Here is a 23,007-nt window from a genome sequence, read left to right as displayed (position 1 = left end):
GCGTCCACCGGCCAATGCGGCCGATACCGCCGCGTTGGACGGAGGGTACGAGGGCCGCGCGGGGTTCCGTACGTCCGGCCGCTCCTGCGCCGGGGCGGGAGCTTTCTTCGACGTCCGTGGCCGCAGCGAGAGAGCCTTTGGCGGTGGCATAGGACGGAACCCCTCCCACGGCACGTTCTTCCTGGTGAAGGGTGGCACTACGGGCGTGACGAGGCCGTCACCCCGCTGTCCCCGAAGCGTCTCCAGCGGCCCGGGCCGCGTACGAACGTGCGTGCGGGGAACGCGAAGAACCGAGGAAAGGAGTTACCGTGCCCGTCACCTTCCGCAAGAGCTTCCGCATACTTCCCGGCGTCCGGCTCAACATCAACCGCAAGTCCGTCTCCGTCACGCTCGGGAAGGGTGACGCCAAGCGCACCTACTCCTCCACCGGCCGCAGGACGACCTCGATGGACCTGCCCGGCCCCTTTGGCTACCGCAAGACCACCACCAAGAGCACCTCACGCCACTGACGACTCCCGATGTTCAGCGGGGCTCGCCCGCCGGAGCCGGGGTAATCCGCTGGGCGGTCTCGTGGATGCGCTCGTGCCGGGCGAGCGGGCCGACCAGCCCAATCAGGACGGCCGCGGCCGCGAAGGCGCCGTCCACGCCGACCACTTGGGAGACCACGCCCACGGCCACGGCGCCGATCCCGGTGCCCGCGTCGTAGGCCATGTTCCACACCGTGCTGGCCACGCCATGCCCCTGCGGGCCCGCCCGGTGGAACATCGTCACCAGAGTGTCGTTCTGCAGGGCACCGAAACCCAGCCCGTACAGCCCTGCCGCCACCGAGGCCAGCACAGCGGGGGCGGGCAGACCGGCAGCCGCCCCGGCAACCACCGCCGTGCCGAGCGCACAGGCCAGCACCCCGGGCACCAGCAGCTGCCCCGACCCGGCGCGGTCGTTGAACGACCCTGCTGCCCAGCGGCCCACGATCACCGCCGCGGACAGCACGAACAGCGCGGCCGGGGCGGCCGCGTCCCCCTTCAGGGTGAGTGGGAGGAAGGAGGCCATCCCACCCAGAGCACACGCGGAGACGATGATCATGGCCCACGGCCCGGCCAGCGGGCGCAGACCCACGGTGGGACGTCTCGTACCGCCCTGCCCCGAGGACTCTCGTCCAGACGGCGTCTCCTCACCCACCCGCTCGCCCGACATCAGCCCGGCCAGGGGAGCCGCCAGCACGCTCACGGCTCCGGTGACGACGAAGACGGCGGTGAAGCCGAACTGCTGGGCACACCACACCCCCGTCGGCAGACAGACGACCTGCGGCAGACCCACAGCGATGCCGTACCGGCCCACCGCCCGGCCGCGCCGGCCCGGCGGCACCAGCTCGGCCACCAGGGCGCTGCCGGCCACCGTGATCATGCCGAAGCCCACACCCCGCACGGCCGAGACGGCAAGGACCCATTCCAGGCCGGAGGAGACCGGATAGGCGAAGGTGGGCAGTCCCAGCAGCAGGGCCCCGGCGGCCAGGATCCGGCGCAGCCCGTAGCGACGCAGCAGGCGGCCCATCACCAGCTGGATGCCCACCGTGGTGGCCATGGTCACTCCGGTGGCCGCACCCACCCCGCCGAGTCCGGAGCCGCCCTCGGCCGACCACAGGGAGACCACCGACACCAGTGGCGCGTAATTGGAGAAGGTCCCCAGCGTGGCGACGAGCAGCAGGAGGAAGTCCCGCCCCGCCAGCCCGGTGGGGGAGCGCCGTTGCGTCGGGTCGGTCCGGCGCGGAAAGGTGAAGAGGGCCATGACTCAACTTGTAGGCCGCCCCGGCCCATCGGGTCCAACGAACATCTCCGATCCAAACGATCACTGATTGCGATGAGTTAATGGAGCTGAAGCACCTCGCGACGTTCCTTGCCGTCGCCCGCCACATGAGCTTCACCCGAGCCGCCCAGGAGCTGGACTACGTCCAGTCAAGCGTCACCGCACACATCAAAGCCCTCGAGCAGGACCTGGGCGCCGCGCTCTTCGAGCGTCTGGGGCGGCGCATCGCCCTCACCCACGCCGGTCGCGAACTGCTGCCCCACGCACGGCAACTCGCCCATCAGGCGGAACAGGCCCGCCAGGCCGTCCAAGGCGCCAGTGGCGACCCCCGCACCATCCGCGGCACCCTGCGCATCGCCGCCCCCGAAAGCCTGTGCGCCCACCTTCTGCCACCGGTGCTCCGTGCCCTGATGGACCACTTCCCCCACCTTCGTGTGGCCTTCGGTCCCGCCGGCCGAAACACCCTGTTGACCTCCCTGAACGACGGGACCCTGGACGCCGGGTTCCTCCTCGAAGAACACATCCAAGCCCCCATGGCCACCACCGAACTCCTCGCCCGGCAACCCCTGCAGCTCATTGCCCACCCCGGTCACCGGCTCCGCCACCGCGACCACGTCGACACCGCCGACCTCGCCGACGAAACCCTGCTCCTCATCGAGCCCGGCTGCGCCCAACGCGACGTCATGGAAGGCGAGTTGGGTAAGGCGGCCATACACCCCACCACGATGGAATTCGTGAGCGTCGAAGCACTCAAACGCTGCGCTGCGGCAGGCCTGGGCGTCGCCCTGCTCCCCGCGGCCGCCGTCGCCGACGAACTCGCCCGCGGCGAAGTGGCACTCCTGCCCTGGACCAGCAAACCCGTCCTCGGCATCCACTATCTGCGCCACAAGGACCGCCTGCCCAGCACCGTTCTCAGCACCCTGGCCGACCTCGCCCGGCACCACTGGACAGCGCACAGCTGAGACCGCGATCAGAGCCGCAGGTACCTCTCACGGGCCGAGGTCGTCGGCCCGCTGCCAGGTCAGTCTGACCGTGAAGTTTCCCTCGGCCGCCGTCTTGGCGATAACCGCTCCGGCCTCGGCGTTGATCTTCACGCCGAGTTCCACCTCGACCGTGCTCGGTGGGCTGGGAAGCAGCGTCAGCCGGTCCAGAAGTGCCGCGGCCGCCGCCCGCACCTGGTCGAAGCTCTCGCTCAGCGTCCGCGCGGCGGTTCCCGCGACCTCGCCCGGCCGGGCGGCGCGCACGATGCCGGAGGTGACTCGCTCGACCTCCATCATCACCCGACCGTCGCCGTTGGAGCCCTCGGAGTCGTTCAACGGCACCCAGATGAGCTGCGTCTCGGCCATGTGCTTTCTACCCCTTCTCCGGGCACAACGCGCCCCGGTACGTACCGGGAGGCAGTTTCTCGTCGGCGGCCCGGGGCAACGTCTCGTCGCCGAGGATGCCGCACAGGTGCGCCATCCACCGCTTGGCCTCGGCAGCGGACGGGGCGTTGGCAGGTGTCCCGGTGGATCCGGGCAGCCGGTGCAGCGGGCCGCCCTTGCCGCGGCCGACGACGGCGAGCAGGCCGTTCGCGGAAAGGATCGCGGACGGGTCGCCGTCCGGGCCGAGCAGGTCGATCTTCCATGGGCTGTCGACCCTGGTGACGAAGTCATCGTCGGCGGTCTTGTCCGAGTTCTTGAAGGCGAACAATTCCTTCCCGCGCGGTGACGCCCCGCTCAGGTCCCACTGCTTCACTGAGGTGGTCGACTCCAGATACGACCCCTTCACCGCCGCCTCGGACAGCGTGATCAGGCGTTTCCCGCCGCTGTCCAGCCACAGCGTGCTGACCGACTCCGGCAGGCCGGGCATGATCTTCTTGATTCGGCCGGTGGCGGTGTCCCAGAGCACGAGCCGTCCGCCTTCGCCGAGGAGACCGGTCTGGCCCAGCAGCACCGAACCGTCGGGGGAGAAGGCCAGCCGCGCGTACGTCGTCGGCATCGTCAGGCCGGGGATATCGGGGAGTTCCAGGTCGGGTATTTCAAGGCCGGGAAATTCCGGTAACTCCTGCGACTCGTCAGAAAAGGGATCGCCCTTCTCGGGGCGCTCGAGGGTACGGGTCTTGTTGGTCCGTACCTCGTACAGGCGTACCGGAAGGCCTCGCGGGTCCGCCGACGGGGTCGACGGCATGGCGCCGGGAGTGAAGGAGAGCGGTGCCTTGACCATGGCGACCAGGGAGCCGTCCGGGCTGACCGCCGTGGCGTCCACCTCGCGGCCGACCGGCAGCCGGCGCGGCTTCTTCCCGTCGGTACGCTCCAGCACGATCGCCTTGCCGGCGGCGTCCCGTGCGACGATCACCCGCCCCTCGGCGTCGGTGAGGGAAGAGTCCTGCAGGGGCCCATCACCGTCGACTCCGTGAGGAGCGCGTTCGCCGATATGTAACGCGGGGCGAGCAGGTCGGCGAACCCGTACCGTGCGTACATCTCACCGAGGCGCGCCCGGGTTTGCCCGGTGTCCTGGGTGCGGTAGGCGCGCAGGGCCAGCAGCAGTGCCGTGTACGCGGCCCCGGTGTCGCCGGCGGAGTTCTCGGCGTCGCGCGACTGCTGTAGCAGGACCCGGGATGCCTGGGTGGCCGATTTCCTGCCGGCGTCGTACTGCCGGGCCCGGACCGTCAGTCCCACGGCCCCTCCGACGAGGCCGAGCGCGACGACGATGGCGATGACCGTCATGAGGCGGCGGCGCGCGCCGCGGAGGCTCGTGTCGATGTACTCCGTCTCCGCCGGGAGCAGTTCGTCCTGTCGGCGCGCGCGCCACTCCCGGGCGTCCCGCAGATCCGCCCCGCGCAGCAGTCGGCCCCGGGGGGCGCCGGTCGGTGGTCCACTGGGCGATCCGCCGTCGCAGGTCCTCCTGCCATACGCGGAAGTCGCGGTCGGCCTCGAAGAAGGCGCGCAGCCGGCCCCAGTGCGTCAGCAGCGTCTCATGGGCGAGTTCCACCGTCTCCTCGGGCGACCCGTCGCCGGAGCGGTACTCTTCGCCGGGCACGACCAGGCGGGTGGTCATCAGCCGCTGGGCGATCCGCCACTGCTGAGGGGGCCGTTCGGAGCGGGTCAGAGTGCGGCGGCTGGGCGCGACCCGGCCGTCGCCAGGGTGGACGAGCTGAACGAGCAGCGCGCGGGCGGCACGGTGCTCCTCCTCGGTCAGGGCTCCGGTCCAGATCTGTTCCGCGTGGGTGACCAGTGCGTCGTTGACGCGGCCCAGGGACTCGTATGTGGCGTGCCCGATGACGCCCGTGCCGTCTTGTTGCTGGAGTTCCCACAGCTTGGTGAGGGTGAATTCCAGCAGTGGCAGCCGGCCCGGGTCGCTACCGAGGTCACCCAGGATCCGGTCCACCAGCCCCGGTTCATAGCGGACGCCGGTGTGGTGCAGCGGCCGCTCGATGGCCGCGCGCAGCTCCTCGTCGGACATCGCGCCCACCGTGAACAGCCGGTCGCCGGCGAACAGCGGCGCGAGCCCGGGGTGGTTGAGGGCGGGAGTGAGGAAGTCGGCGCGCAAGGTCGTCGCGATCTGAAGCCGCGACCCGGGATGCAGAGCGTGTCCGAGCGCGCCCGCCAGGGCGTCCAGCTCCGTCTGTTCCGTGCCGATGAGCGCTTCTTCGAACTGGTCGGCGACCACCAGCATCCGGTCCCTGCCCTGGCGGGCGAGCAGCCGGTCGACGATCGGGGGCAGGTGGCCCGCGCGCAGCAGGTCCGTCAGTCCGGGCAGCTCGGCCAGGCGCGCGGTCTCGGTCAGGTCTGGTTCGAGGCGCGGGAGCAGGGCCAGGGCCAGGGCGGCGAGCGGGCTGTGGCCCAGTTGTCCGGGCCGGAAGACCACGATTTCCAGGTCCCGGCGGTCGCGCAGCCGGGGCAGCGCTCCGGCGTGCAGCAAGGAGGACTTGCCGCAGCCGGACGGGCCGACCAGGCTGACCGCCGGGGCGTAACCGAGCAGGTCGACGATGCGCCGGGCCGGCTCCTCGCGACCGTGGAACAGCCGGGCGTCACGCTCCTCGAAGGGGTCCAGGGCTCGGAACGGGCAGGCCGGGAGCGCCCTTGCGCCCAGAGTCGACGAGCTCTCGCGCAGCGTCTGCGTCGGGATGAGGTACGCCGTGCGGGCGCCCTTGGCGTCGTAGGCGGCGACGACCATCCCGACCACGCCGCCTTCGGCCACATCCCAGACCGGAGCGCCGGAGAAGCCGCGCTGAACGCGGTGCTCGCTGGACGGGTCGGTCTCGTATTGCAGCCAGCCGGCGCCGGTTCGTCCGCGTAACCAGCCGACGCTCCACACACCGTCGTCGTGGGCCTCGGGGAAGCCGAAGGTGCGTACCCGGCGTTCCGGTTAGGCCACGTCTTTCACGAGCCGGGCGACCGTTGCCCTGACCGGCGGATCGGCGAGCAGGCGGAGGACGGCGACGTCGCCGGATCTGTCGGCCCGGGCCGGGCTCCAGGACTCGATCCGCACCTCCATGTGCCGACCGGGCTCGGCGAGCGGGAAGTCGACCCATAAGCGCCCCCGCGGCGCCTCCGTGAACTCCTCGAACGGCGCGCCCATGGCTCTGGCCACTACATGGGCGCAGGTGATCACTTCACGGTGTCCGGTGAGGAACCCCGCTCCCTGCGGCCACCCGTCGGCGTCGAGGATCCTCACCACCGAGGCGTCACTCGGCGCGGCTCCGTCCTGTGGCATGAGGCCCCCCGAACATCCCCGCACACTGCTTTATCAAGCGATTGGACGGGACAAGTGTGGCTGTCGCCAGCTTGATACGGCAATCGCATTGACGGTGACGGGCGAAGAAGGGGGCGACGAACACGACAGGCAGCGGGCTGAAAAGGGCCGGGAGCGGCCTTTCTCAGCCCGCATTCGGTCAGACGCGGTCGGCCGCGATCAGGAGGTACTGGAAGGAGCCGTCCTTGTAGGAGTTGATGAACGCTTCCTCGATGCCGGTGACCAGCGAGGACGTGGCCCGCAGCTCCCAGTACGGCAGGGTCGCGGCGGTCAGGTCGATGACGGCCTGCGGTACGAGGCGATTGTCGGCCATGGCGCGCAGGTACTCCCGCCGGGAGTGGATGTTGCACTCGAAGTGCGCGTTGATCTGGGACACCCACTTCGAGGGCTGGCCGTAACGCGGGTTCCAGCAGCCGGTGATGGTCACGTAGCGGCCGCCGACCGTGAGGATGCGGGAGTGCTCGGCGAAGAGGTCGTGCAGGTCGACGTACATGGTCGACTCGTTGTTCCACGAGGCCGCGGCCTGCCCGGTCTCGAAGGGCGTACCGAGCATGTTGCACACGTGGGCGCGGACGTGGTCCTGGATCCTGAGTTCGCGTGCCCGCTGGTTGGCGAAGTCGGCCTGCTTGGCCGACAGCGTGACGCCCTCGACCTTGCATCCGAAACGCTGGTGGGCCATGACCATCGAGCCGCCGCGGCCGCATCCGGCGTCCACGAGCGTGTCGCCGCGCTCGATGGGGCCGAGGTGGTCCAGGAGAAGTTCGGCCTGTGCCGACTCCAGGCGGTGCAGCTCGGCGATCAGCTTCTTCTCGTACTCGCTGTCGGCGCTGTCCCCGAGGGCGGTGTGGTCGACATCGCCGATGCCGTAGTGGTGGTGGTACAGGCCGTCCACATCGCCGAGGCGCAGGTTCACGGGCCTGGCCTCACGATCCCAGTAGCGGGCGATGTCCCCCTGGTAGGGCGTCGCCGGGGCGGGGATGAATGGGGAGCCGGCGGAGGTGGCGGAGTCGCCGGTGGCGGTGGTGGCGGCGGTGGTGAATTCGGTGCTGGTCATGGCTGAGTCCATTCTCATTACCAGAAGTCGGGCAGGCTGTAGCGGTAGGTATTGGTCTGGTGCCAGTAGTGGTTGCCGTCGACCCACGCGGCCACGCCCCGCAGAAAGCGCTGCACGGGCGGGACGGGACAGGCGGCGGCCAGGGCCGCGGCTTCGGACTCGAAGTCGTGCATGAGGTCGTTGTGGACCTCGACCGCCTTCAGATAGGCCTCGCGGTCGGAGACGCCCTCACGTTCGGCGATGACCACGGGCAGGTTCAGGTGCCGGCCGGGGCTGGCGAGTTCCTTGGTGTACGAGTACAGGTCGTTCACGATGGTGGTGGCGTTTCCGGCGAGCGCGATGACCCGCTGCATTTCGGGCCGGGCGTGCAGGTCCGCCGGTAGTTCGTAGCCGCCGACGGTGTCGGTGATGGTGGGGCAGGGCCGGAAGTTGTTGAACTGGCGCATCGCCAGGTATTCCCACACCTCGGGGACGTGGTCCGTCTGGGCCCAGGCGGCCTCGGCGAGGTACCCCATGTGCAGACGGGCCATGTCGTGCCGGTACCGGTCGGCCTGGGAGGGGCTGGCCCCTTGGACGAAGTACTCCATGGCCGAGCGGTAGGCGCGCCGGGGCGCGTCCGAGTGGAGCGACTCCGCCCACTGCGGCTGGTACTCCTTCGAGGTGTGCAACGGATCGAGGGCGGTGTGCGCCAGCAGCAGGCGACCGCCGAGGCCGATGGGCGAGCCGCCGTGGTCCTCGCAGTAGCAGTCGTCCACCGCGTTCTCGGCGACCATCAGGCGCGTTGCGAGCATCAGATGGTCGACGGTGGGCGCGTCCGGATGGCAGGCGACCATGTAGCGACCGACGGAGAAGCCGTCGAACTGGTCCTCCCAATCCTCGGGATACAGATCGACCTCGTCCAGCGCCCAGGCCTTGATCCGGCGGCTGACCTCCTCCACGCGCGCGGGGTCGGGCTCCGGCACCGGGTGGTAGTAGAGGCCCGGGACCGGGGCGCCTTCCGCGGGCTCCTCCGGCGGCGTCGGCGGAGCCGGCGGCTGCTCGCGCCTGGCCGGGTGGAGGCTCGCCGTGCCCAGGCCGCTCGGGCCGCGCAGGATCCGTGCCAGGTCGGCGGATGGCGGGGCGGGCAGGGAGGTCGCGGGGGGAATCTCAGGCGCAGGCATCCATGGCTCCTCGGTGGGTGGGGGCTGTCCCGGACGGACCCCGGGCACGCTCGGCCCGCCCGGAGACGGCCGGGCGCCCGGAGAGGGGGCCGGGCCGTCGTCGTCGCCCGGCAGGGGAGGCCCTAGGGGGTGCGGGCGATCTGCACGTTCTCCAGTACGCCGAGGGCGTCCGGCACCAGGATGGCGGCGGAGTAGTAGGCGCTGACGAGGTAGGAGATGATCGCCTTTTCGTCGATGCCCATGAAACGCACCGACAGGCCCGGTTCGTACTCCTCCGGCAGACCGGTCTGCCGCAGACCGATGACCCCCTGGTTGTCCTCGCCGGTGCGCATGACGAGGACGGAGCTGGTGTTCTCCTTGGTGATGGGGATCTTGTTGCAGGGCAGGATCGGAACGCCGCGCCAGGCCGGGACCTGCTGCCCGCCGAGGTCGACGTGGGTCGGATAGAGCCCGCGGGAGTTGAACTCCCGCCCGATCGCCGCGATCGTCCGGGGGTGGGCGAGGAAGAACTTGGAGCCGCGGCGGCGGCAGAGCAACTCGTCGAGGTCGTCCGGGGTGGGCGGGCCGGAATGGGTCTGGATGCGCTGCTTGAAGTCGGCGTTGTGGAGCAGCCCGAACTCCCGGTTGTTGATCAGCTCGTGCTCCTGGCGCTCACGCAGCGCCTCGATGATGAGCCTGAGCTGCTCCTCGGTCTGGTCCATGGGCTCGTTGTAGAGGTCGGCGACCCTGGTGTGGATCCGCAGAACGGTCTGCGCCACGGAGAGTTCGTACTCGCGCGGCTTCAGCTCGTAGTCGACGAACGTGCCGGGCAGCGCGGGCTCGCCGGAGTGTCCGGCCGACAGGGCGATCTCGGCCTCGCCGCGCCGGTTCTGCCGCTGGCCGAGACGTGAGCGGAACTCCTGGACGTGGGCCTGCAGGCTCGGTGCCGTGGACAGCACGGCGTCGAAGTCGGCGCGGGACAGGGTGAGCAGGGTGCCGGAGGTCTCGGCGGTGGCGGTGGAGTCCCACCGGGCGTCCCCGTCCAGCAGGGCGTCCTCACCGAACCGGTCGCCGTCGGCGAGTACGGCTACGGAGACCTCGTCGCCGTACTTGCCGACCGTGGTCCGGCTGACGCGGCCGTGGGCGATCATGTAGAACTGCTCGGCCGGCGCACCGCGCTCGACCAGCGTTTCGCCGGGGCGGAAGTCGTGCTGGACGCACCGGTCGGCGATCGCGGTCAGCACCTCCACGTCCTCGAAGCCGCGCAGCAGGGCCAGTTCGCCGAGCTCGCGGGGGATCACCCGGACCGTGGCGCCGTCCTGTACGAACTCCACGCGGCCGTCGCCGACGGTGTAGGTCAGCCGACGGTTCACCCGGTAGGTGCCGCCCTTGACCTCGACCCAGGGGAGCGTCCGCAGCAGCCAGCGGGAGGTGATGCCCTGCATCTGCGGCGCGGACTTGGTCGTGGTGGCAAGGTTGCGGGCAGCCGCCGTGCTCAGGCTGGACTGCCGAGTCGGCTCCCGAGGTGCTTCCGAGCTGGTTCCAACAGTCATCGGGCGAGCTCTCCTTCGTGACGGCGGTGGCTTCGCGCGCGCAGGCGCGTCACCGGAAAAGAGAAGGGGGCGGGCGTCCGGGAACCCGTCCGGACCCGGGGAACAGTAGTGGCTGGTAGGCCAGTTGGCCCGGGGGAGCCGTCAGCATTAACTCGATAAGATGATCGTGGCCTGCGTGGGGTTTGCCAGCGTGGCCGACGGTACGTCAGACGCGATCGTCGGCAGCACCCGATGTGCTGCGCCGCCCCTCCATGCCTCACCGAGCGAACTCCCGTGTCTCCTGCGCCCATTCCAGAGGCCGTTGACGAAGCGGAACGTTGCTCCGTATATTAATCCGGAACAGCGCTCCGCTTTAGCTGCGTTCATGTGTGGCCATATGTGGTCATGGAAGGGAAACACCCGTCATGAGTGAACCGACGTACACAGCCGATACGTTCAGCTCGTCCGCCCCCGTGCTCTCGGTCAGCCCGGTGGTGCTGTCCGCCCCGGGCCGGGCCGTGGATCTGGAGATGCGCATCTCGGCGCCGGTGACCGGGAGCGACCTGCCGGTCATCCTCCTCTCGCACGGCCAGGGGCCCTCGAACCACCTCTCCTCGCTGAACGGCTACGCCCCGCTCGCCAACTACTGGGCGGCGCACGGCTTCGTCGTCATCCAGCCCACCCATCTGAGCTCCAGGACGCTGAGCCTGGACCCCGCCACCCCCGGGGCGCCCCTGTTCTGGCGATCACGGGCCGAGGACATGAAGCGCATCCTCGACCAGCTCGATGTGATCGAGTCCGCCGTGCCGCAGCTCGCCGGGCGACTGGACCACAGCAGGGTGGCGGTGGCCGGGCACTCGATGGGCGGGCACACCGCGAGCCTGCTGCTGGGCGCCCGGCTCACCGACCCGCACGACGGTACGGAAGTGAACCTGGCCGAGTCCCGCATCAAGGCGGGCGTCCTGCTCGCCGCGCCCGGCAGAGGCGGCGACGCCCTCAGCCCGTTCGCGGCCGAGAACCTTTCCTTCTTCTCGACCATGGACTTCTCCACGATGACGACGCCCGCGCTCGTGGTCGCCGGCGACAAGGACACCTCCGCCCATCTGACGGTCATGGGCCCGGACTGGCATGCCGACCCGTACACCCTCGCCCCGGGCCCCAAGACCCTGCTCACCCTGTTCGACGCGGAGCACGGGCTCGGCGGAGTCTCCGGGTATGACGTCGCCGAAACCACGGACGAGAACCCCGAGCGCGTATCCGCCGTCCAGCGGCTCACCTGGGCCTACCTCCGCACCGAGCTGTATCCCGGGGATTCCACCTGGCAGGCGGCGCGTGACGCGCTGACGGCCGGCCCTCACCCGCTCGGACGAGTGGAATCCAAGTGAGCCCAAATCCAAGTGAGCCCACCCGGTGGGCGTTCGACCACCTCATTGGCGGCAAGCCGTTGGAAGCCCTGCTAGAGGCCACCTTCGGACGGCGCGGAGCCGCTTCGGGAGGATCAGTCCACCGTAGGCAGGCGCCGGGTCAGGCGTGCGCGGCCACGCCATCGGTGGAGGCGCCCGAGGCGATTCCGTAGGCGGGCTCGGGGACCGCCTCCGGGGCGAGCAGCACCGAGCGGCGGCCGTCGACGCCGACCGGTACGTCGCCGTCGATGGTGACGCGGCGCAGGGTGCGCTCGTGGTCGTCGGAGTCGTCGACGCCGTGGTGCTGGGTGGCGCGGTTGTCCCAGATGGCGACGTCACCGGCGAGCCACTGCCAGCGGATGGTGTTCTCGGGGCGTGTGGCGGCGTAGTCGTAGTCGTTGGTGTGCACGCCGCGCAGGCTCTCGGCCAGTACCCGCAGGGGATCGGGGAGTTTGGCGTACGCGGCGGCGGTGTTGGCCCAGAGGGTGTTGCCCCGTAGGGCGGGATGACCTCGGCGCGCAGGATGGAGAACGCCGGGTACGCGGGCACGAACGTGACGTCGGTGTGCCACTGGTTGGCGCGTCCGCCGTGTTCGTTGTCGATGGGGAACGCGTAGCGGCCGTCGGCGGAGGGCACGGTGGGGTGCGCGACGGGCTCGCCGAGGAGCCTGCCGAACGCCTCGTGGCTCTCGGCGTCGAGGTGGTGCTGGTCGCGGAAGAAGACGGCCTTGTGCTCGAGCGCGGCGGCGCGGATCGCGGCCACCGTGGCCTCGTCCAGGTCGCCGCCGAGCCGCACTCCGGAGATCACGGCCCCGATGCGGCCGCCGATCTTCTCGACCGTGAGCGTGGTGGTGGTCGCGGCGGGCGCGGTGATGCGGCCGAGGGTGGTGGTGAGGGCGGTGAGGTAGGGGTGGCGGGCGGCCCGCGTGCGTACGCTTCGTGTGACCCGGCCCTCCCGCACGGCGCTACGGGCCCCGCGCCGCGAAGTGCAGATGGCGTTCCAGGACCCGTACGCCTCCCTCAACCCGCGGATGACGGTGGACGACATCGTCGGCGAACCCCTGTTCGTCCACGGGCTCCACCCGGACCGCGCCGCGCGCCGGAAGCAGGCCGGAACCCGTCTCGGCGCTCGACGTCTCGCTACAGGCCCAGATCGTCAACCTGCTGGCCGACCTGCAGCGCGACCTCGGCCTGGCGCTGCTGTTCATCGCCCACGACCTGGCGGTCGTACGGCAGGTCAGCCACCGCATCGCGGTCATGCGCCGGGGCCGGATCGTCGAGACGGGATCCGCGGACGAGGTGTGCGTCACCCCACAGCACCCTTAGACCAGCGCCCTGCCGGCGGCCGCGCCCGATCCCGCCCCGGTCGCCGCGGGGATACTGGAGACTCCTGCGGTATGACGACACACAAGCAGGTGCCGGTGAGGCCGAAGCCCTTGCGGAAGCTCGGCTTCTTGACGATAGGGCTGTTCGACGAGGCCGACCCCCGCCGGGGCCATGAGTCCACACTGGAGATCATCGAACTGGGTGAACGCCTGGGATTCGACAGCGCCTGGGTGCGCCACCGGCATCTGCAATACGGCATCTCCTCGCCCGTCGCCGTCCTGGCGGCGGCGACGCAGCGCACCAGCCGCATCGAGCTGGGCACGGCCGTGATACCCGTCGGATGGGAGAATCCGCTACGGCTGGCCGAGGATCTGGCGACGGTCGACATCCTGTCCCGGGGCCGCCTCAACCCGGGGGTCAGCGTCGGCCCGCCGAACCACTACGACCAGGTCAAGGGCGCCCTCTACCCGGACACGGCCGACGCCGAGGACTTCAGCCACGAGCGTGTGCGACGGCTGCTGGACTTCGTACGCGGCGAACCGGCCACCGACTTCAGCGGTGTCGAGGGCTTCGAGGTGTTCTCCGACCGTGTCCAGCCGCACGCCCCGGGCCTCGGCCGCCGCATGTGGTACGGCGGCGGCAGCCTGCGGTCGGCCCGGTGGGCCGGTGAGCAGGGAATGAACCTGCTCACCAGCAGCGTCGTGAAGGCGGAGGAGTCCGAGGACTTCGCCGAGATCCAGCTCTCCCACATACGTGCCTTCCGCGCCCACCACCCCGACGGCGACGGCGCCCGGGTCTCCCAGGGACTCGTCGTCATCCCCACCGACACCGCCTCGCCGGAGCAGCGCGCGAAGTACGAGCAGTACGCCCGGAAACGCATGCCGAGGACCGCCACGCCACAGGGCCCGGCGCGCATGATGTTCGCCCCCGACCTCGTCGGCACATCGCAGGAGATCGCCGAACGGCTCGCCTCCCACGCCGCCTTCCGGGAGGTGGAGGAGGTCGCGTTCGCGCTGCCGTTCACCTTCGAGCACGAGGACTACGTCCAGATCCTCACCGACATCGCCACCAGGCTGGGTCCGGCCCTGGGCTGGCAGCCGCCCGGCCGGGCCGCCTGATCACGTGTCCGTGGCCCCGGCCGGCCCCCGGCGGTGGGGCAGCGCCGCCACCGCGAGGGCCGGGACGGCCGCGAGGACCAGCCAGGGCACGGCGGCGGGGAGGCCCAGGTCGAGCAGGGAGCCGGTGGCCGAGCTGCCGATGAGGACGATCAGGCCGGATACGGACGACAGCGCCCCGGTGTAGAGGCCGAGCCGTCCTTCCTCGGCGAGGTCGGGCACCCAGGCGCGGGCGGCCGGGACGACCAGCATCTGCCCCAGGGTGAGCAGGACGACGAACGCCGCCGCGGGCAGCAGCCCCACGGCACCCGACCACCCTGCCGGCCGGGCGGCGGCCACGACCGCGAAACCGGCCGCGACGAGCAGCAGCCCGCCCGCCATCGAGCGGCGCAGGTCGAGCCGGTCGCCCGCCCAGCGGGTCACCGGGAGCTGGGTACACACGACCAGCAGGGAGGACAGGGCGAACAGCCAGGACAGGGGAGCCTGAGACCCCGTCGCGCGCTCCACCTCCTCCGGGAGGGCGAGGTAGAGCTGGTTGTAGGCGAGCAGATAGCTGCCGTACGCGCAGCACAGGGCGAGGAAGCGGCGGTTCGCCACCATCGCGCGCACCCCGCCCCGCTCCCGGGTGCGGGCCCGGCCGGGAATGTGCTGCGGCATCAGCCGTGCGTGCCCGGCGAGGACGAGGACGAAGACCCCCGCTCCGGCCAGGCACGCGGTGCGGAAGTCCACGACCAGCAGCAGGCCGCCGAGCAACGGCCCGACGAAGGCCCCGGCCTGCCCCGCCGCGCTGAACAGGGCCAGCACCCGGGTACGGGGACCACGGCCCTCCCGCTCCCGGATCACCGCCTGCCGGGCCACCTCGGACTCCACCGCCGGGGAGAACAGAGCGGCGGCGAAACCGATCAGCAGCACCGCGCCGACCACCGCCCAGCTCGACTCCGCGTACCCCAGCCAGGCGAACCCCACGATCCGCAACACGCACCCGGCCAGCACGACCGGCCGCACCCCGTGCCGGTCCACCAGCCAGCCGCCGACCACGAACAGGCCCTGCTGGCTGAAGGTCCGCAAGCCCAGGACGAAGCCGACCAGCCAGCCCGCCATGCCGATCGCGGTGCCGAGGTGTTCGGCGAGGAACGGCAGCACGGCGTAGAAACCGATGTTGAAGGCGAGCTGCGTCAGGATCAGCAGCCGCAGCAGCGGTGGCAGGTGCTTCCAGGTCCGCTCGCGCGGCTTGGGATCCCGGGCGGTCCGGCCGGTCCGGGTCAGGACTCGGGGGAGGGGATCGGTCATCGGGGCTCCATCGGTGCGACCCGGCACTCAGCCGACATGGACATGGGGCCGCCGGGCCCGATCCGGCTCGGCCTCGCGCAGTACTTCTCGCGTGACCGGAGCGACCTCTCCCTGGCCGAACAGGAAGAACCGCAGGAACTGGGCGAAGGGGCTGCCCTCGGTCCACTCGAAGTAGATGTGCGGCCTGCACCCGGTCACATCCCGTACGTGCAGCAGCAGCGCGGCCAGCGAGTTGGGGATGCTGGAGCCGTCGAGGGTCAGGACACGGTAGCGGCCGTGCAGCACCTCGCCGTGCACGCGCAGCGCCGATTCGAAGTCGGAGGGGTCGCGGACGGTGACCTCGACGAAGACCAGGTCCTCCTCGTCGGGGATGTCGTTGTCGGCCCGGATCTGCTGGATCTTGTCGCGGTACTCGGCCGCGTCCCGGTGGTCCGGCTCGTTGGCGATGAACCGTATGCGGCGGGTGGCGCAGTCACGGACGAAACGCCGGGCCATGTCGTCCAGATCCATGTCGGTGACCCGTAGCTCGAAGGCACGGGCGAGCCGGGACAGCAGCGACACCGCGATGATGCCCGCGATGAAACACGCGCCGATCTTCACGCCGTCGGGGCGTTCCACGACGTTGACCGCCGTGGTGTAGACGAAGACCGCGGAGATCACGCCGAAGCCGATGGTCCAGCCGCGCTGCCCGGCGCGGCGGGCGGCGATGGTGACGGCGACGGCGGCGGAGGTCATCAGGACCAGCACCCCGGTGGCGTACGCGCCGCCCTGGGCGTCCACATCGGCGTTGAAGATCCAGGTGACCAGGAAGGCGATCAGGGTGAAGACCAGCACCATGGGACGCACCGCGCGGGCCCAGTGCGGGGCCATGCCGTAGCGGGGCAGATAGCGCGGCATGAGGTTGAGCAGTCCGGCCATGGCGGAGGCGCCCGCGAACCACAGGATGCCGATGGTCGCGGCGTCGTAGACGCTGCCGAAGACGGACCCCAGATAGTGGTGCGCGAGATACGCCAGCGCTCGTCCGTTGGCCTTGCCGCCGGCCTTGAACTCGTCCTGCGGGATGAGCACGGTGGTGATGAAACTCGTGGTGATCAGGAAGGCGCTCATGATCACGGCAGCGGTGGTGAGCAGCTTCCTGGTGTCCCGGATCCGCCCGGTGGGCCGCTCCTCGGTGTCGCCCGGGTCGCCCTGGACATGAGGCATGACGGCCACGCCGGTCTCGAAGCCGGACAGGCCCAGTGCGAGTTTGGGGAACACCACCAGCGCCAGACCGACCATGACCAGCGGGTTGCTGTGCTGTTCGGTCAGCGCCCGGGACCAGTCGGTGACCACATGGGACGCGGTGGCCACGTGCCACAGCCCGACGATCACCACCACCACGTTCAGCGCGAGGTAGCCGCCCACGAGCACCACCGCCACCCCGATGGCCTCCATGAAGCCCTTGAGGAAGACGGCGCCGAGCAGGGCGACCAGCCCCAGCGTGATGGCCACCTCGTGACCCCGCAGAGCGCTGGTGAAGTGCGGGTTCTCCACCAGGTGGGTGGAGGCGTCGGCGGCCGAGAGGGTGATGGTGATCAGGAAGTCGGTGGCCGCGAACCCCAGCAGCGTCAGAACGAACAGCTTGCCCTGCCAGAACGACAGCAGCCGCTCCAGCATCGCGATCGACCCCTCGCCATGCGGGCTCTCCTTGGCCACCCGCCGGTACACCGGCAGCGCCCCGGCCAGGGTCACCGCCACCAGCACGATGGTGGCGACGGGAGACAGCAGCCCGGCCGCGAGAGCGGCGATACCGGGCTGGTAACCGAGCGTGGAGAAGTAGTCCACACCGGTCAGGCACATCACCCGCCACCACCGCTGCCCCTTGTGTCCCTCGGGGACCTGGGCGTGGGGTCCGGGCTGCTGCTTGGCCATATCGGACAGGCCCTCCAGCAGCCAGCTCCGGAGCCGACCTTCCTTGCGGGCCTCCTCCGGGCGGGGCTCCACGTCGGTGGAGGTGGCCATCACGTACTCCCGATCACATAGCGTTACAGAGCGCCGTCCAGGAACAAACGACCGAATCAGGGTAAGCGGGACCCGCGCAGAGCGTCACGGCGGCATGCCGGGCCCCGGAGACGATCAGGTCAGGTGGCCGGTCTTGGCCATGCCCGTGTCACGCGGTATCGTCGCTCCGATATCGACGACGGCAAGACGGAAGCCGGTGGGAATCCGGCACGGTCGCGCCACTGTGTGCCATCGCCTCACGGGAGGTGATGGTGAGTCAGACCCGTAGCAGTCGTCTTGTGCACCACCGAGATGGGACGCGAACTCCCAGAGGAGGCCCTGCCATGGCGCAGCCAGTCGCTCAGCCGACACCCACCACCCCCGCTCTGCCCGCCCCGCTGCCGCTCAAGGCGATAGCTCCCTGGGCGGTCTTCTTCGGCATTTTGATGCTGGTCCTGCTGTACTTCGTCGGCGCGGAGCAGGGCGCCACCGCTGTCGTCTCCGGCGAGAGCGTTCACGAGTGGGTGCATGACGCCCGCCACCTGCTTGGTTTCCCCTGCCACTGAGCGAGGGACGCCGCGCACTCATGAACTCCGCAACGGTAAGGAATCTGCTCGTCCGGGGCATGGTCGCGGGCCTGGGCGCCGGCCTGCTCGCGCTGATCGCCGCGTACTTCCTCGGTGAGCCCAACGTCGACAGCGCGATCAGCTTCGAGGAGGCCCACGCGCACGAGCACGAGGTCGAGCTCGTCTCCCGTACCCTGCAGTCCACCGCGGGCCTGGCCACCGGTGTCCTGATCTACGGGGTCGCCTTCGGCGGCATCGCCGCTCTCGCCTACTGCTTCGCCCTCGGCCGCGTCGGCCGTTTCAGCCCCCGGGCCACCGCGTTGCTGCTGTCCGGCTGCGCGCTGCTCGCGGTCTACGTCGTGCCGTTCCTGAAGTACCCGGCCAACCCGCCCGCCGTCGGCAACGCCGACACCATCGGCAAACGAACGACGCTGTACTTCCTGATGATGCTGCTCAGCGTCCTCCTCGCGATCGCCGCCACCATCCTGGGCAAGCGGCTCGCCCCGAAGTTCGGCACCTGGTACGCCACCGTCGCCGCGGTGGCCGCCTTCGCCGTCGCGATCGGGCTGGCGTACGCCTTCCTGCCGGTGATCAACGAGGTGCCGGGGGGCTTTCCCGCCACCGTGCTGTGGCGGTTCCGGCTGTCCGCCCTCGCCATGCAGCTCACCCTGTGGGGCGGATTCGGGCTCATCTTCGGCGAGTTGGCCGAGCGGCTGCTGAACCCGCGGCCCGCGAAGGCCGAGGCGCCCGTCCGGTGGCGGCCGCCCCGAACTGACCCCTGACCGAGGCGTGCGAGGGCCCGCGGAGCCATCCGCGGGCCCTCTCGCGTTCGTCGGGCGAGGCGGACGAGCCGCTGGCCGAGCCCCTGCCTGCGAGACTGCGTTCCATGACCACGCAGCAACGCCGGATCCTCGTCATCGGCATCGGAGCGGGTGACCCCGACTACCTGACTCTCGGGGCGGTGAAGGCGATGGGCCGCGCCGACGTCTTCTTCATCGTCGGCAAGGGGGCCGGCACCTCCGCACTCACCGATCTTCGCCACCGCATGCTGGACGAGCATGCGCGGGCGCCCTACCGCGTGGTGGAGGTGGACGACCCGAGCCGGGACCGGCGTCCGATGGGGCGCGGCGACTACACGACCGCCGTCCACGACTGGCGCGCCCGTCGCGCGGACATCTTCGAAGGCCTGCTACGGGACGAGATGACGGCCGACGAGACCGCGGCGTTCCTCGTCTGGGGCGACCCGTCGCTGTACGACAGCACCCTCGGGATCCTCGCCACCATCGAGGCACGCGGCTCGCTCTCCACAAGCGTCGAGGTCATCCCCGGAATCAGCAGCGTCTCGGCGCTCGCCGCGCGGCACCGCATCCCACTGAACCAGGTGGGCCGGCCGCTGCACATCACCCCGGCCCGCCGGCTCTCCGACGTGGGCCGGAACGACGACGGAGACATCGTCGTGATGCTCGACGCGCACGAGTCGTTCACCGAGGTCGAAGGCGACGTCTGGATCTACTGGGGCGCCTACCTCGGCACGCCGGACGAACTGCTGGTCGCCGGGCCGCTGCGAGAGGTGTCCGACCGCATCCGACAGATGCACGCCGAGGCACGCGACCGGCATGGATGGATCATGGACACGTATCTGCTGCGCATCGTGGAGAGACCGGGACCGGGCCCTGCGGCGGACGTACGCGACGATGGAGGAGCCGGCGGAATTCGCTGACGGCCGGGCGAGGGCCGGGGCGCCGCGAAAACGCCCCGGCCCCGCCGACCGTCCGCGTCGGTCAGGACGCGGACAGCTCTCCGCGGACCGTGCGGGCCGCGGAGACCAGGTTCTCCGGGGAGGAGCGGGTCTCCGGCCGGCCGCGGGTCTTCAGGCCGCAGTCGGGATCGACCCACAGCCGCTCGAAGTAGCCGTCGAGCGGATCGGCGGCGATGGCGTCCCGGTGGCGCTCAGGGGATCGCGCCGACCATGACGGTGGTGTCCAGGACGTGGTCGTACGTCGAGAAGTCACCCGTCGGGACCTCGTCGATACCGGCCCCGGCCAGCTGCTGCCAGGTGGAGCGGCGCAGGCCGGCGGCGGTGACGCGGCCCTTCCAGTAGCCCTCGACCGGCTTCTTCAGTTCCCGGTTCGGGCCCTGGCGGGGGGAAGCCGTACACGGTGGCCCGTGTTGCCGCGGCTGCGGGCTTGGTGGTCACGGAGATCTCCTTGGCGAGACGGATCCCCGCCCGGCATGCGAATGGCACCGGTGGCGGGAAGCGCCGTATCCGCGCTTCCCGCCACCCACGCCGATGCGTTGCCCCGCGGCCGGCTGCTAGGAAGCCTGGGCCTTGTCGTACAGGGCCTTCGCCTCGTCGCCGAAGTACGGGCCGAACATCGTGTTCGGCAGGAAGACGTAGCCGAAGCTGTTCACGGAGACCTGCAGCCCGGTGCCGGTGTCCTCACTGAAGCCGGTGAGCCAGGGGCCGCCGCTGGAGCCGCCCGTCATGTTGCAGGCCAGGCCGTGGTCCTGCGTGAGGAGGAAGTCCTTCGAGCTGTTGCCGCTGCAGTAGATGAGCTTCGTGCCGTCGTACGGCGAGGCGGCGGGGAAGCCGAAGGAGTACATCTGCTTGTTGTAGCCGCCGTTGAACTGGATTCCCTGCGCGCCGACGACCGAGGTGAGTTTCTTGCCGTTCAGCGGGGCGACGACCGCGGCGCCGATGTCGTAGTTCATGTCCTCACTCGCCTCCCACTGCGGGGTGGTGAGTGTCGTGGCCGCGGTCCACTGGCCGTACGGCGCGTTGCCGTTGTTGTAGCCGGGCACGAAGACCCAGTTGGTGTGCCAGCTGCCCTGGTACTTCACACAGTGCCCGGCTGTGATGACGGTGCTGGCGTTCTGGCTGGTCACGGCGTTGCCGGTGCAGGACGCGGTACGCCCCTGGAAGGTGAAGAACACCCGGCCCGAGGTGGTGACGACGGCCCCGCTGCCGGTCCACGGGCCACCGGCCTGCGGGAAGGACGCGGGGGCGGCGGTGGGCAGGACGGTCGTCGACGGCCCGCCGGCCTCGGGGGCCGTCAGGCGCTTGGCGGCCTTCCGGGTCAGCAGCACATCGAGTGGGGTTGCCGCGCGCATCCGCTCGGCGGTCCAGAAGGCGCGCGCCCTGTGCTGTTCGGCGGACGAGGCGGTGCGGGCCGCTACCGACGGCCCGGAGGCTGCGGGGGTTGCCGCGGTGGCCGCGCCGGTACCCAGGAGGCCGCCGCTGAACAGGGCTCCGACGGCCAGCAGAATGCCCGCGGCAGTGCGATGGCGTCTCACGCATGTCTCCTTCTGCCGTGCCCGGACGGATTGCGTCCGGGCAGGGTGGGGGAACGAAGAGCGGTGCGAATAGACGTGCGTGAGGCAGCGTGCCACGGGAATCTTGACTTGTCAGGGGCGCGTTGAGGAAATTTCCGGCCGGACGTCGTCGGCGCGGCCGGGCACGTGCGCGGTTCAGCCCTTGACCGACCCTCCGAGGATGCCGCGGATGAAGTAGCGCTGGAGCAGGAGCAGAACGGCGAGCGGCAGCAGCGCCGAGAGCAGCGCGGCGGCCGCGAGGGTCTCCTGCCCCTGACCGGTGGACTGCAGCAGCCCGACGATCTGAACGGTGAAGGGGGCGTTGGAACTGCCGCCGCCCAGGAACAGCAGCGGGGTGAGGAGGTCGCTCCAGGACCAGATGAACTGCAGCATGGCCAGGGCGGCGAGGACGGGGGTGGCGGTGGGCAGGACCACGCGGCGGAAGATGGCGAATTCGCCCGCCCCGTCGATGGCGGCGGCCTCCAGGAGTTCGCGGGGAACGGAGGCGAAGAAGCCGTAGGGGAAGCCGTCCGCGGAACGGCATCCGGGCGAGCGCGTAGGCGGCGACCGCGGAGACGGTCATGGTGCCGACGGTGGCCGGGACGGCGATGGCCAGGCTGTTGGCGGCGGCGGTGCCGAGGTCGATGAGGGTGGCGGCGTTGCCGTAGTTCTCCGGGGTGAAGGCGGGGCGGGCCAGCGCGGTCCACCAGCCGCTGGTGGCGACGTCACCCGTGGTGCGGAAGAGGTGGCCAGCAGGCCGACGACGGGGACGACCCAGGTGACGGCGATGACGGTGAGGACGAGATGCAGGGGGGAAGCGGCCGAGGGCACGCAGCCGTCCCCTCGGACGTCGGCCGATCGGCGGCGGCGCGGCGGGGTGGTGGTGTTCCCGGGCGGTGGCGGGGGAAGTGGTGGTGGTCATCGGGCGGCCGTCTCCTGCCGGAACTGGCGGGTGTTCAGGAATATGACCGGGGAGGCGATGAGCAGCAGAATCACCGCGAGAGCGCTGGCGTGGCCGAAGTTCCGGGCGACGAACAGCACCGCGTAGGTGCGGTTGGGAGGGCTTCAGTCCGCAGGAAACCTTCTCCACGGTGTGCGAGGTACCCGTCCTGGTGGACAACGACGCCAACCTGATGGCACTGGGCGAATACCGGGCCCGCGCCCAGCCGGTGGACCAGATGGTGTTCGTCAAAGTCGTCTCCGGACTCGGCTGCGGCATCATCAGCAACGGCACCGTCCACCGCGGCGCCAACGGCATCTCCGGCGAGATCGCCCACGTACGGCTGCGCGGCACCGACTACCAGGACCGGCTCTGCGGCGGCTGCGGCAACTCGGGCTGCCTCGGCGCCGTCGTCAACGGCGAAGTCATCGCCGCCCGGCTCGCCGAGGAGGGCCTGCCGGTGCAGACCAAATGGGGCGCCATCCGACTCGCCCAGCAGGGCGAGCCCCGCGCCCTGCGCGCCGTACGAGAAGCCGGTGAATGCCTCGGCGAAGTCCTCGCCGCCATGGTGTGCTTCCACAACCCCGACCTCATCGTGGTCGGCGGCGCCTTCGCCATCCTCCAGGACGACCTGCTCGCCGGCATCCGCAGCGTCGTCTACGAGCGGGCCCTCGCCCAGGCCACCCGCCGCATCAGCATCGAGACCACGACCCGCAACGCCGACCTCGGCCTGCTCGGCGCCGGCCATCTGGCCGTGGAACGCGCCCTGTTACCCATGGGGCTCGCGGCCTGGCTCTGACCCCCGCTCCAT

The 23,007-nt window shown here is 70.6% G+C and carries 18 protein-coding genes, 5 pseudogenes and 1 riboswitch; of the genes and pseudogenes, 9 read left to right on the top strand and 14 right to left on the bottom strand.

All coding sequences use genetic code 11. From position 1 onward, the window contains the following. Nucleotides 1–308: 308 nt before the first annotated feature. Complete coding sequence (locus ACFZCY_RS36600; RefSeq protein ID WP_361480016.1) at nucleotides 309–509, top strand: DUF4236 domain-containing protein; 201 nt, start codon at nucleotides 309–311, stop codon at nucleotides 507–509. A 13-nt stretch (nucleotides 510–522) separates the two neighbouring features. On the opposite strand, the gene ACFZCY_RS36595 is transcribed toward ACFZCY_RS36600, so the two are convergent. Continuing rightward, nucleotides 523–1,785, bottom strand: coding sequence for an MFS transporter (locus ACFZCY_RS36595; RefSeq protein WP_391183404.1), 1,263 nt, complete (start codon nucleotides 1,783–1,785; stop codon nucleotides 523–525). An 80-nt stretch (nucleotides 1,786–1,865) separates the two neighbouring features. Here ACFZCY_RS36595 and ACFZCY_RS36590 point away from each other — a divergent pair, with 80 nt between their 5' ends. Next, the gene (locus tag ACFZCY_RS36590) at nucleotides 1,866–2,765 is read left to right on the top strand and encodes a LysR substrate-binding domain-containing protein (RefSeq protein WP_391183401.1); all 900 of its coding nucleotides are present in this window, start codon (nucleotides 1,866–1,868) and stop codon (nucleotides 2,763–2,765) included. Nucleotides 2,766–2,792: 27 nt separating this feature from the next. Here ACFZCY_RS36590 and ACFZCY_RS36585 read toward each other — a convergent pair whose 3' ends face one another. The 7 genes from ACFZCY_RS36585 to ACFZCY_RS36555 all read right to left on the bottom strand — a co-directional run bounded on the left by ACFZCY_RS36585 (nucleotide 2,793) and on the right by ACFZCY_RS36555 (nucleotide 10,286). Next, nucleotides 2,793–3,149: a CU044_2847 family protein gene (locus ACFZCY_RS36585; protein ID WP_391183399.1), complete on the bottom strand. Its 357-nt coding sequence runs from the start codon at nucleotides 3,147–3,149 to the stop codon at nucleotides 2,793–2,795. Between the two features lie 7 nt (nucleotides 3,150–3,156). Further along, the gene (locus ACFZCY_RS36580) at nucleotides 3,157–4,140 is read right to left on the bottom strand and encodes a WD40 repeat domain-containing protein (protein ID WP_391183396.1); all 984 of its coding nucleotides are present in this window, start codon (nucleotides 4,138–4,140) and stop codon (nucleotides 3,157–3,159) included. 126 nt (nucleotides 4,141–4,266) lie between these two features. Then, complete coding sequence (locus ACFZCY_RS36575) at nucleotides 4,267–6,102, bottom strand: hypothetical protein (RefSeq protein WP_391183393.1); 1,836 nt, start codon at nucleotides 6,100–6,102, stop codon at nucleotides 4,267–4,269. Nucleotides 6,103–6,153: 51 nt separating this feature from the next. After that, nucleotides 6,154–6,501: a hypothetical protein gene (locus ACFZCY_RS36570; RefSeq protein ID WP_391183391.1), complete on the bottom strand. Its 348-nt coding sequence runs from the start codon at nucleotides 6,499–6,501 to the stop codon at nucleotides 6,154–6,156. Nucleotides 6,502–6,679: 178 nt separating this feature from the next. Next, nucleotides 6,680–7,594 (bottom strand): geranyl diphosphate 2-C-methyltransferase, encoded by a 915-nt coding sequence (locus tag ACFZCY_RS36565; protein ID WP_391183389.1) that lies wholly within the window; start codon nucleotides 7,592–7,594, stop codon nucleotides 6,680–6,682. Nucleotides 7,595–7,611: 17 nt separating this feature from the next. After that, complete coding sequence (locus ACFZCY_RS36560; RefSeq protein WP_391183669.1) at nucleotides 7,612–8,868, bottom strand: family 2 encapsulin nanocompartment cargo protein terpene cyclase; 1,257 nt, start codon at nucleotides 8,866–8,868, stop codon at nucleotides 7,612–7,614. 8 nt (nucleotides 8,869–8,876) lie between these two features. Next, nucleotides 8,877–10,286, bottom strand: coding sequence for a family 2B encapsulin nanocompartment shell protein (locus ACFZCY_RS36555; protein ID WP_391183386.1), 1,410 nt, complete (start codon nucleotides 10,284–10,286; stop codon nucleotides 8,877–8,879). Nucleotides 10,287–10,690: 404 nt separating this feature from the next. Here ACFZCY_RS36555 and ACFZCY_RS36550 point away from each other — a divergent pair, with 404 nt between their 5' ends. Further along, complete coding sequence (locus tag ACFZCY_RS36550; protein ID WP_391183384.1) at nucleotides 10,691–11,650, top strand: alpha/beta hydrolase family protein; 960 nt, start codon at nucleotides 10,691–10,693, stop codon at nucleotides 11,648–11,650. A 139-nt stretch (nucleotides 11,651–11,789) separates the two neighbouring features. Here the strand turns inward: ACFZCY_RS36550 and ACFZCY_RS36545 are convergent. Continuing rightward, a pseudogene (locus tag ACFZCY_RS36545) lies at nucleotides 11,790–12,541 on the bottom strand (TauD/TfdA dioxygenase family protein). A 49-nt stretch (nucleotides 12,542–12,590) separates the two neighbouring features. Between ACFZCY_RS36545 and ACFZCY_RS36540 the strand changes: the two are divergent. Further along, nucleotides 12,591–12,990 (top strand): annotated as a pseudogene (locus ACFZCY_RS36540) (peptide ABC transporter ATP-binding protein); the annotation flags it as partial. Nucleotides 12,991–13,064: 74 nt separating this feature from the next. After that, on the top strand, nucleotides 13,065–14,111 hold the full coding sequence (locus tag ACFZCY_RS36535) for an LLM class flavin-dependent oxidoreductase (RefSeq protein ID WP_391183381.1): 1,047 nt from the start codon (nucleotides 13,065–13,067) through the stop codon (nucleotides 14,109–14,111). On the opposite strand, the gene ACFZCY_RS36530 is transcribed toward ACFZCY_RS36535, so the two are convergent. Further along, a complete protein-coding gene (locus ACFZCY_RS36530) occupies nucleotides 14,112–15,398 on the bottom strand; it encodes an MFS transporter (RefSeq protein WP_391183378.1) in 1,287 nt (428 codons plus the stop codon). It abuts the gene before it with no gap. A 27-nt stretch (nucleotides 15,399–15,425) separates the two neighbouring features. Beyond that, nucleotides 15,426–17,399, bottom strand: coding sequence for an APC family permease (locus tag ACFZCY_RS36525; RefSeq protein WP_391183375.1), 1,974 nt, complete (start codon nucleotides 17,397–17,399; stop codon nucleotides 15,426–15,428). 145 nt (nucleotides 17,400–17,544) lie between these two features. Beyond that, a riboswitch (cobalamin riboswitch) is annotated at nucleotides 17,545–17,686 on the top strand. A 36-nt stretch (nucleotides 17,687–17,722) separates the two neighbouring features. On the opposite strand from ACFZCY_RS36525, the gene ACFZCY_RS36520 reads away from it, so the two are divergent. The 3 genes from ACFZCY_RS36520 (at nucleotide 17,723) to cobF (ending at nucleotide 19,664) form a co-directional block, all read left to right on the top strand. Beyond that, nucleotides 17,723–17,944, top strand: coding sequence for a CbtB-domain containing protein (locus ACFZCY_RS36520; RefSeq protein WP_391183373.1), 222 nt, complete (start codon nucleotides 17,723–17,725; stop codon nucleotides 17,942–17,944). Between the two features lie 20 nt (nucleotides 17,945–17,964). Then, the gene (locus ACFZCY_RS36515) at nucleotides 17,965–18,726 is read left to right on the top strand and encodes a CbtA family protein (RefSeq protein ID WP_391183370.1); all 762 of its coding nucleotides are present in this window, start codon (nucleotides 17,965–17,967) and stop codon (nucleotides 18,724–18,726) included. Between the two features lie 104 nt (nucleotides 18,727–18,830). Then, entirely contained in the window at nucleotides 18,831–19,664 is an 834-nt protein-coding gene (gene cobF, locus ACFZCY_RS36510) for a precorrin-6A synthase (deacetylating) (RefSeq protein ID WP_391183368.1), read from the top strand. Nucleotides 19,665–19,800: 136 nt separating this feature from the next. Here cobF and ACFZCY_RS36505 read toward each other — a convergent pair. The 3 genes and pseudogenes from ACFZCY_RS36505 to ACFZCY_RS36495 form a co-directional block, all read right to left on the bottom strand. Continuing rightward, a pseudogene (locus ACFZCY_RS36505) lies at nucleotides 19,801–20,141 on the bottom strand (hypothetical protein); the annotation flags it as partial. Between the two features lie 116 nt (nucleotides 20,142–20,257). Then, nucleotides 20,258–21,238 (bottom strand): trypsin-like serine peptidase, encoded by a 981-nt coding sequence (locus ACFZCY_RS36500; protein WP_391183366.1) that lies wholly within the window; start codon nucleotides 21,236–21,238, stop codon nucleotides 20,258–20,260. Nucleotides 21,239–21,412: 174 nt separating this feature from the next. After that, nucleotides 21,413–21,763, bottom strand: a pseudogene (locus tag ACFZCY_RS36495) (ABC transporter permease subunit); the annotation flags it as partial. A 548-nt stretch (nucleotides 21,764–22,311) separates the two neighbouring features. Here ACFZCY_RS36495 and ACFZCY_RS36490 point away from each other — a divergent pair. Beyond that, nucleotides 22,312–22,995, top strand: a pseudogene (locus ACFZCY_RS36490) (ROK family protein); the annotation flags it as partial. Nucleotides 22,996–23,007: the final 12 nt, after the last annotated feature.

The sequence above is a fragment of the Streptomyces sp. NPDC007983 genome, from assembly GCF_042958345.1.
Lineage (GTDB): Bacteria > Actinomycetota > Actinomycetes > Streptomycetales > Streptomycetaceae > Streptomyces.
Note: the sequence above shows the minus strand (reverse complement) of the source record. Positions and strands in the feature narration are given on the sequence as shown.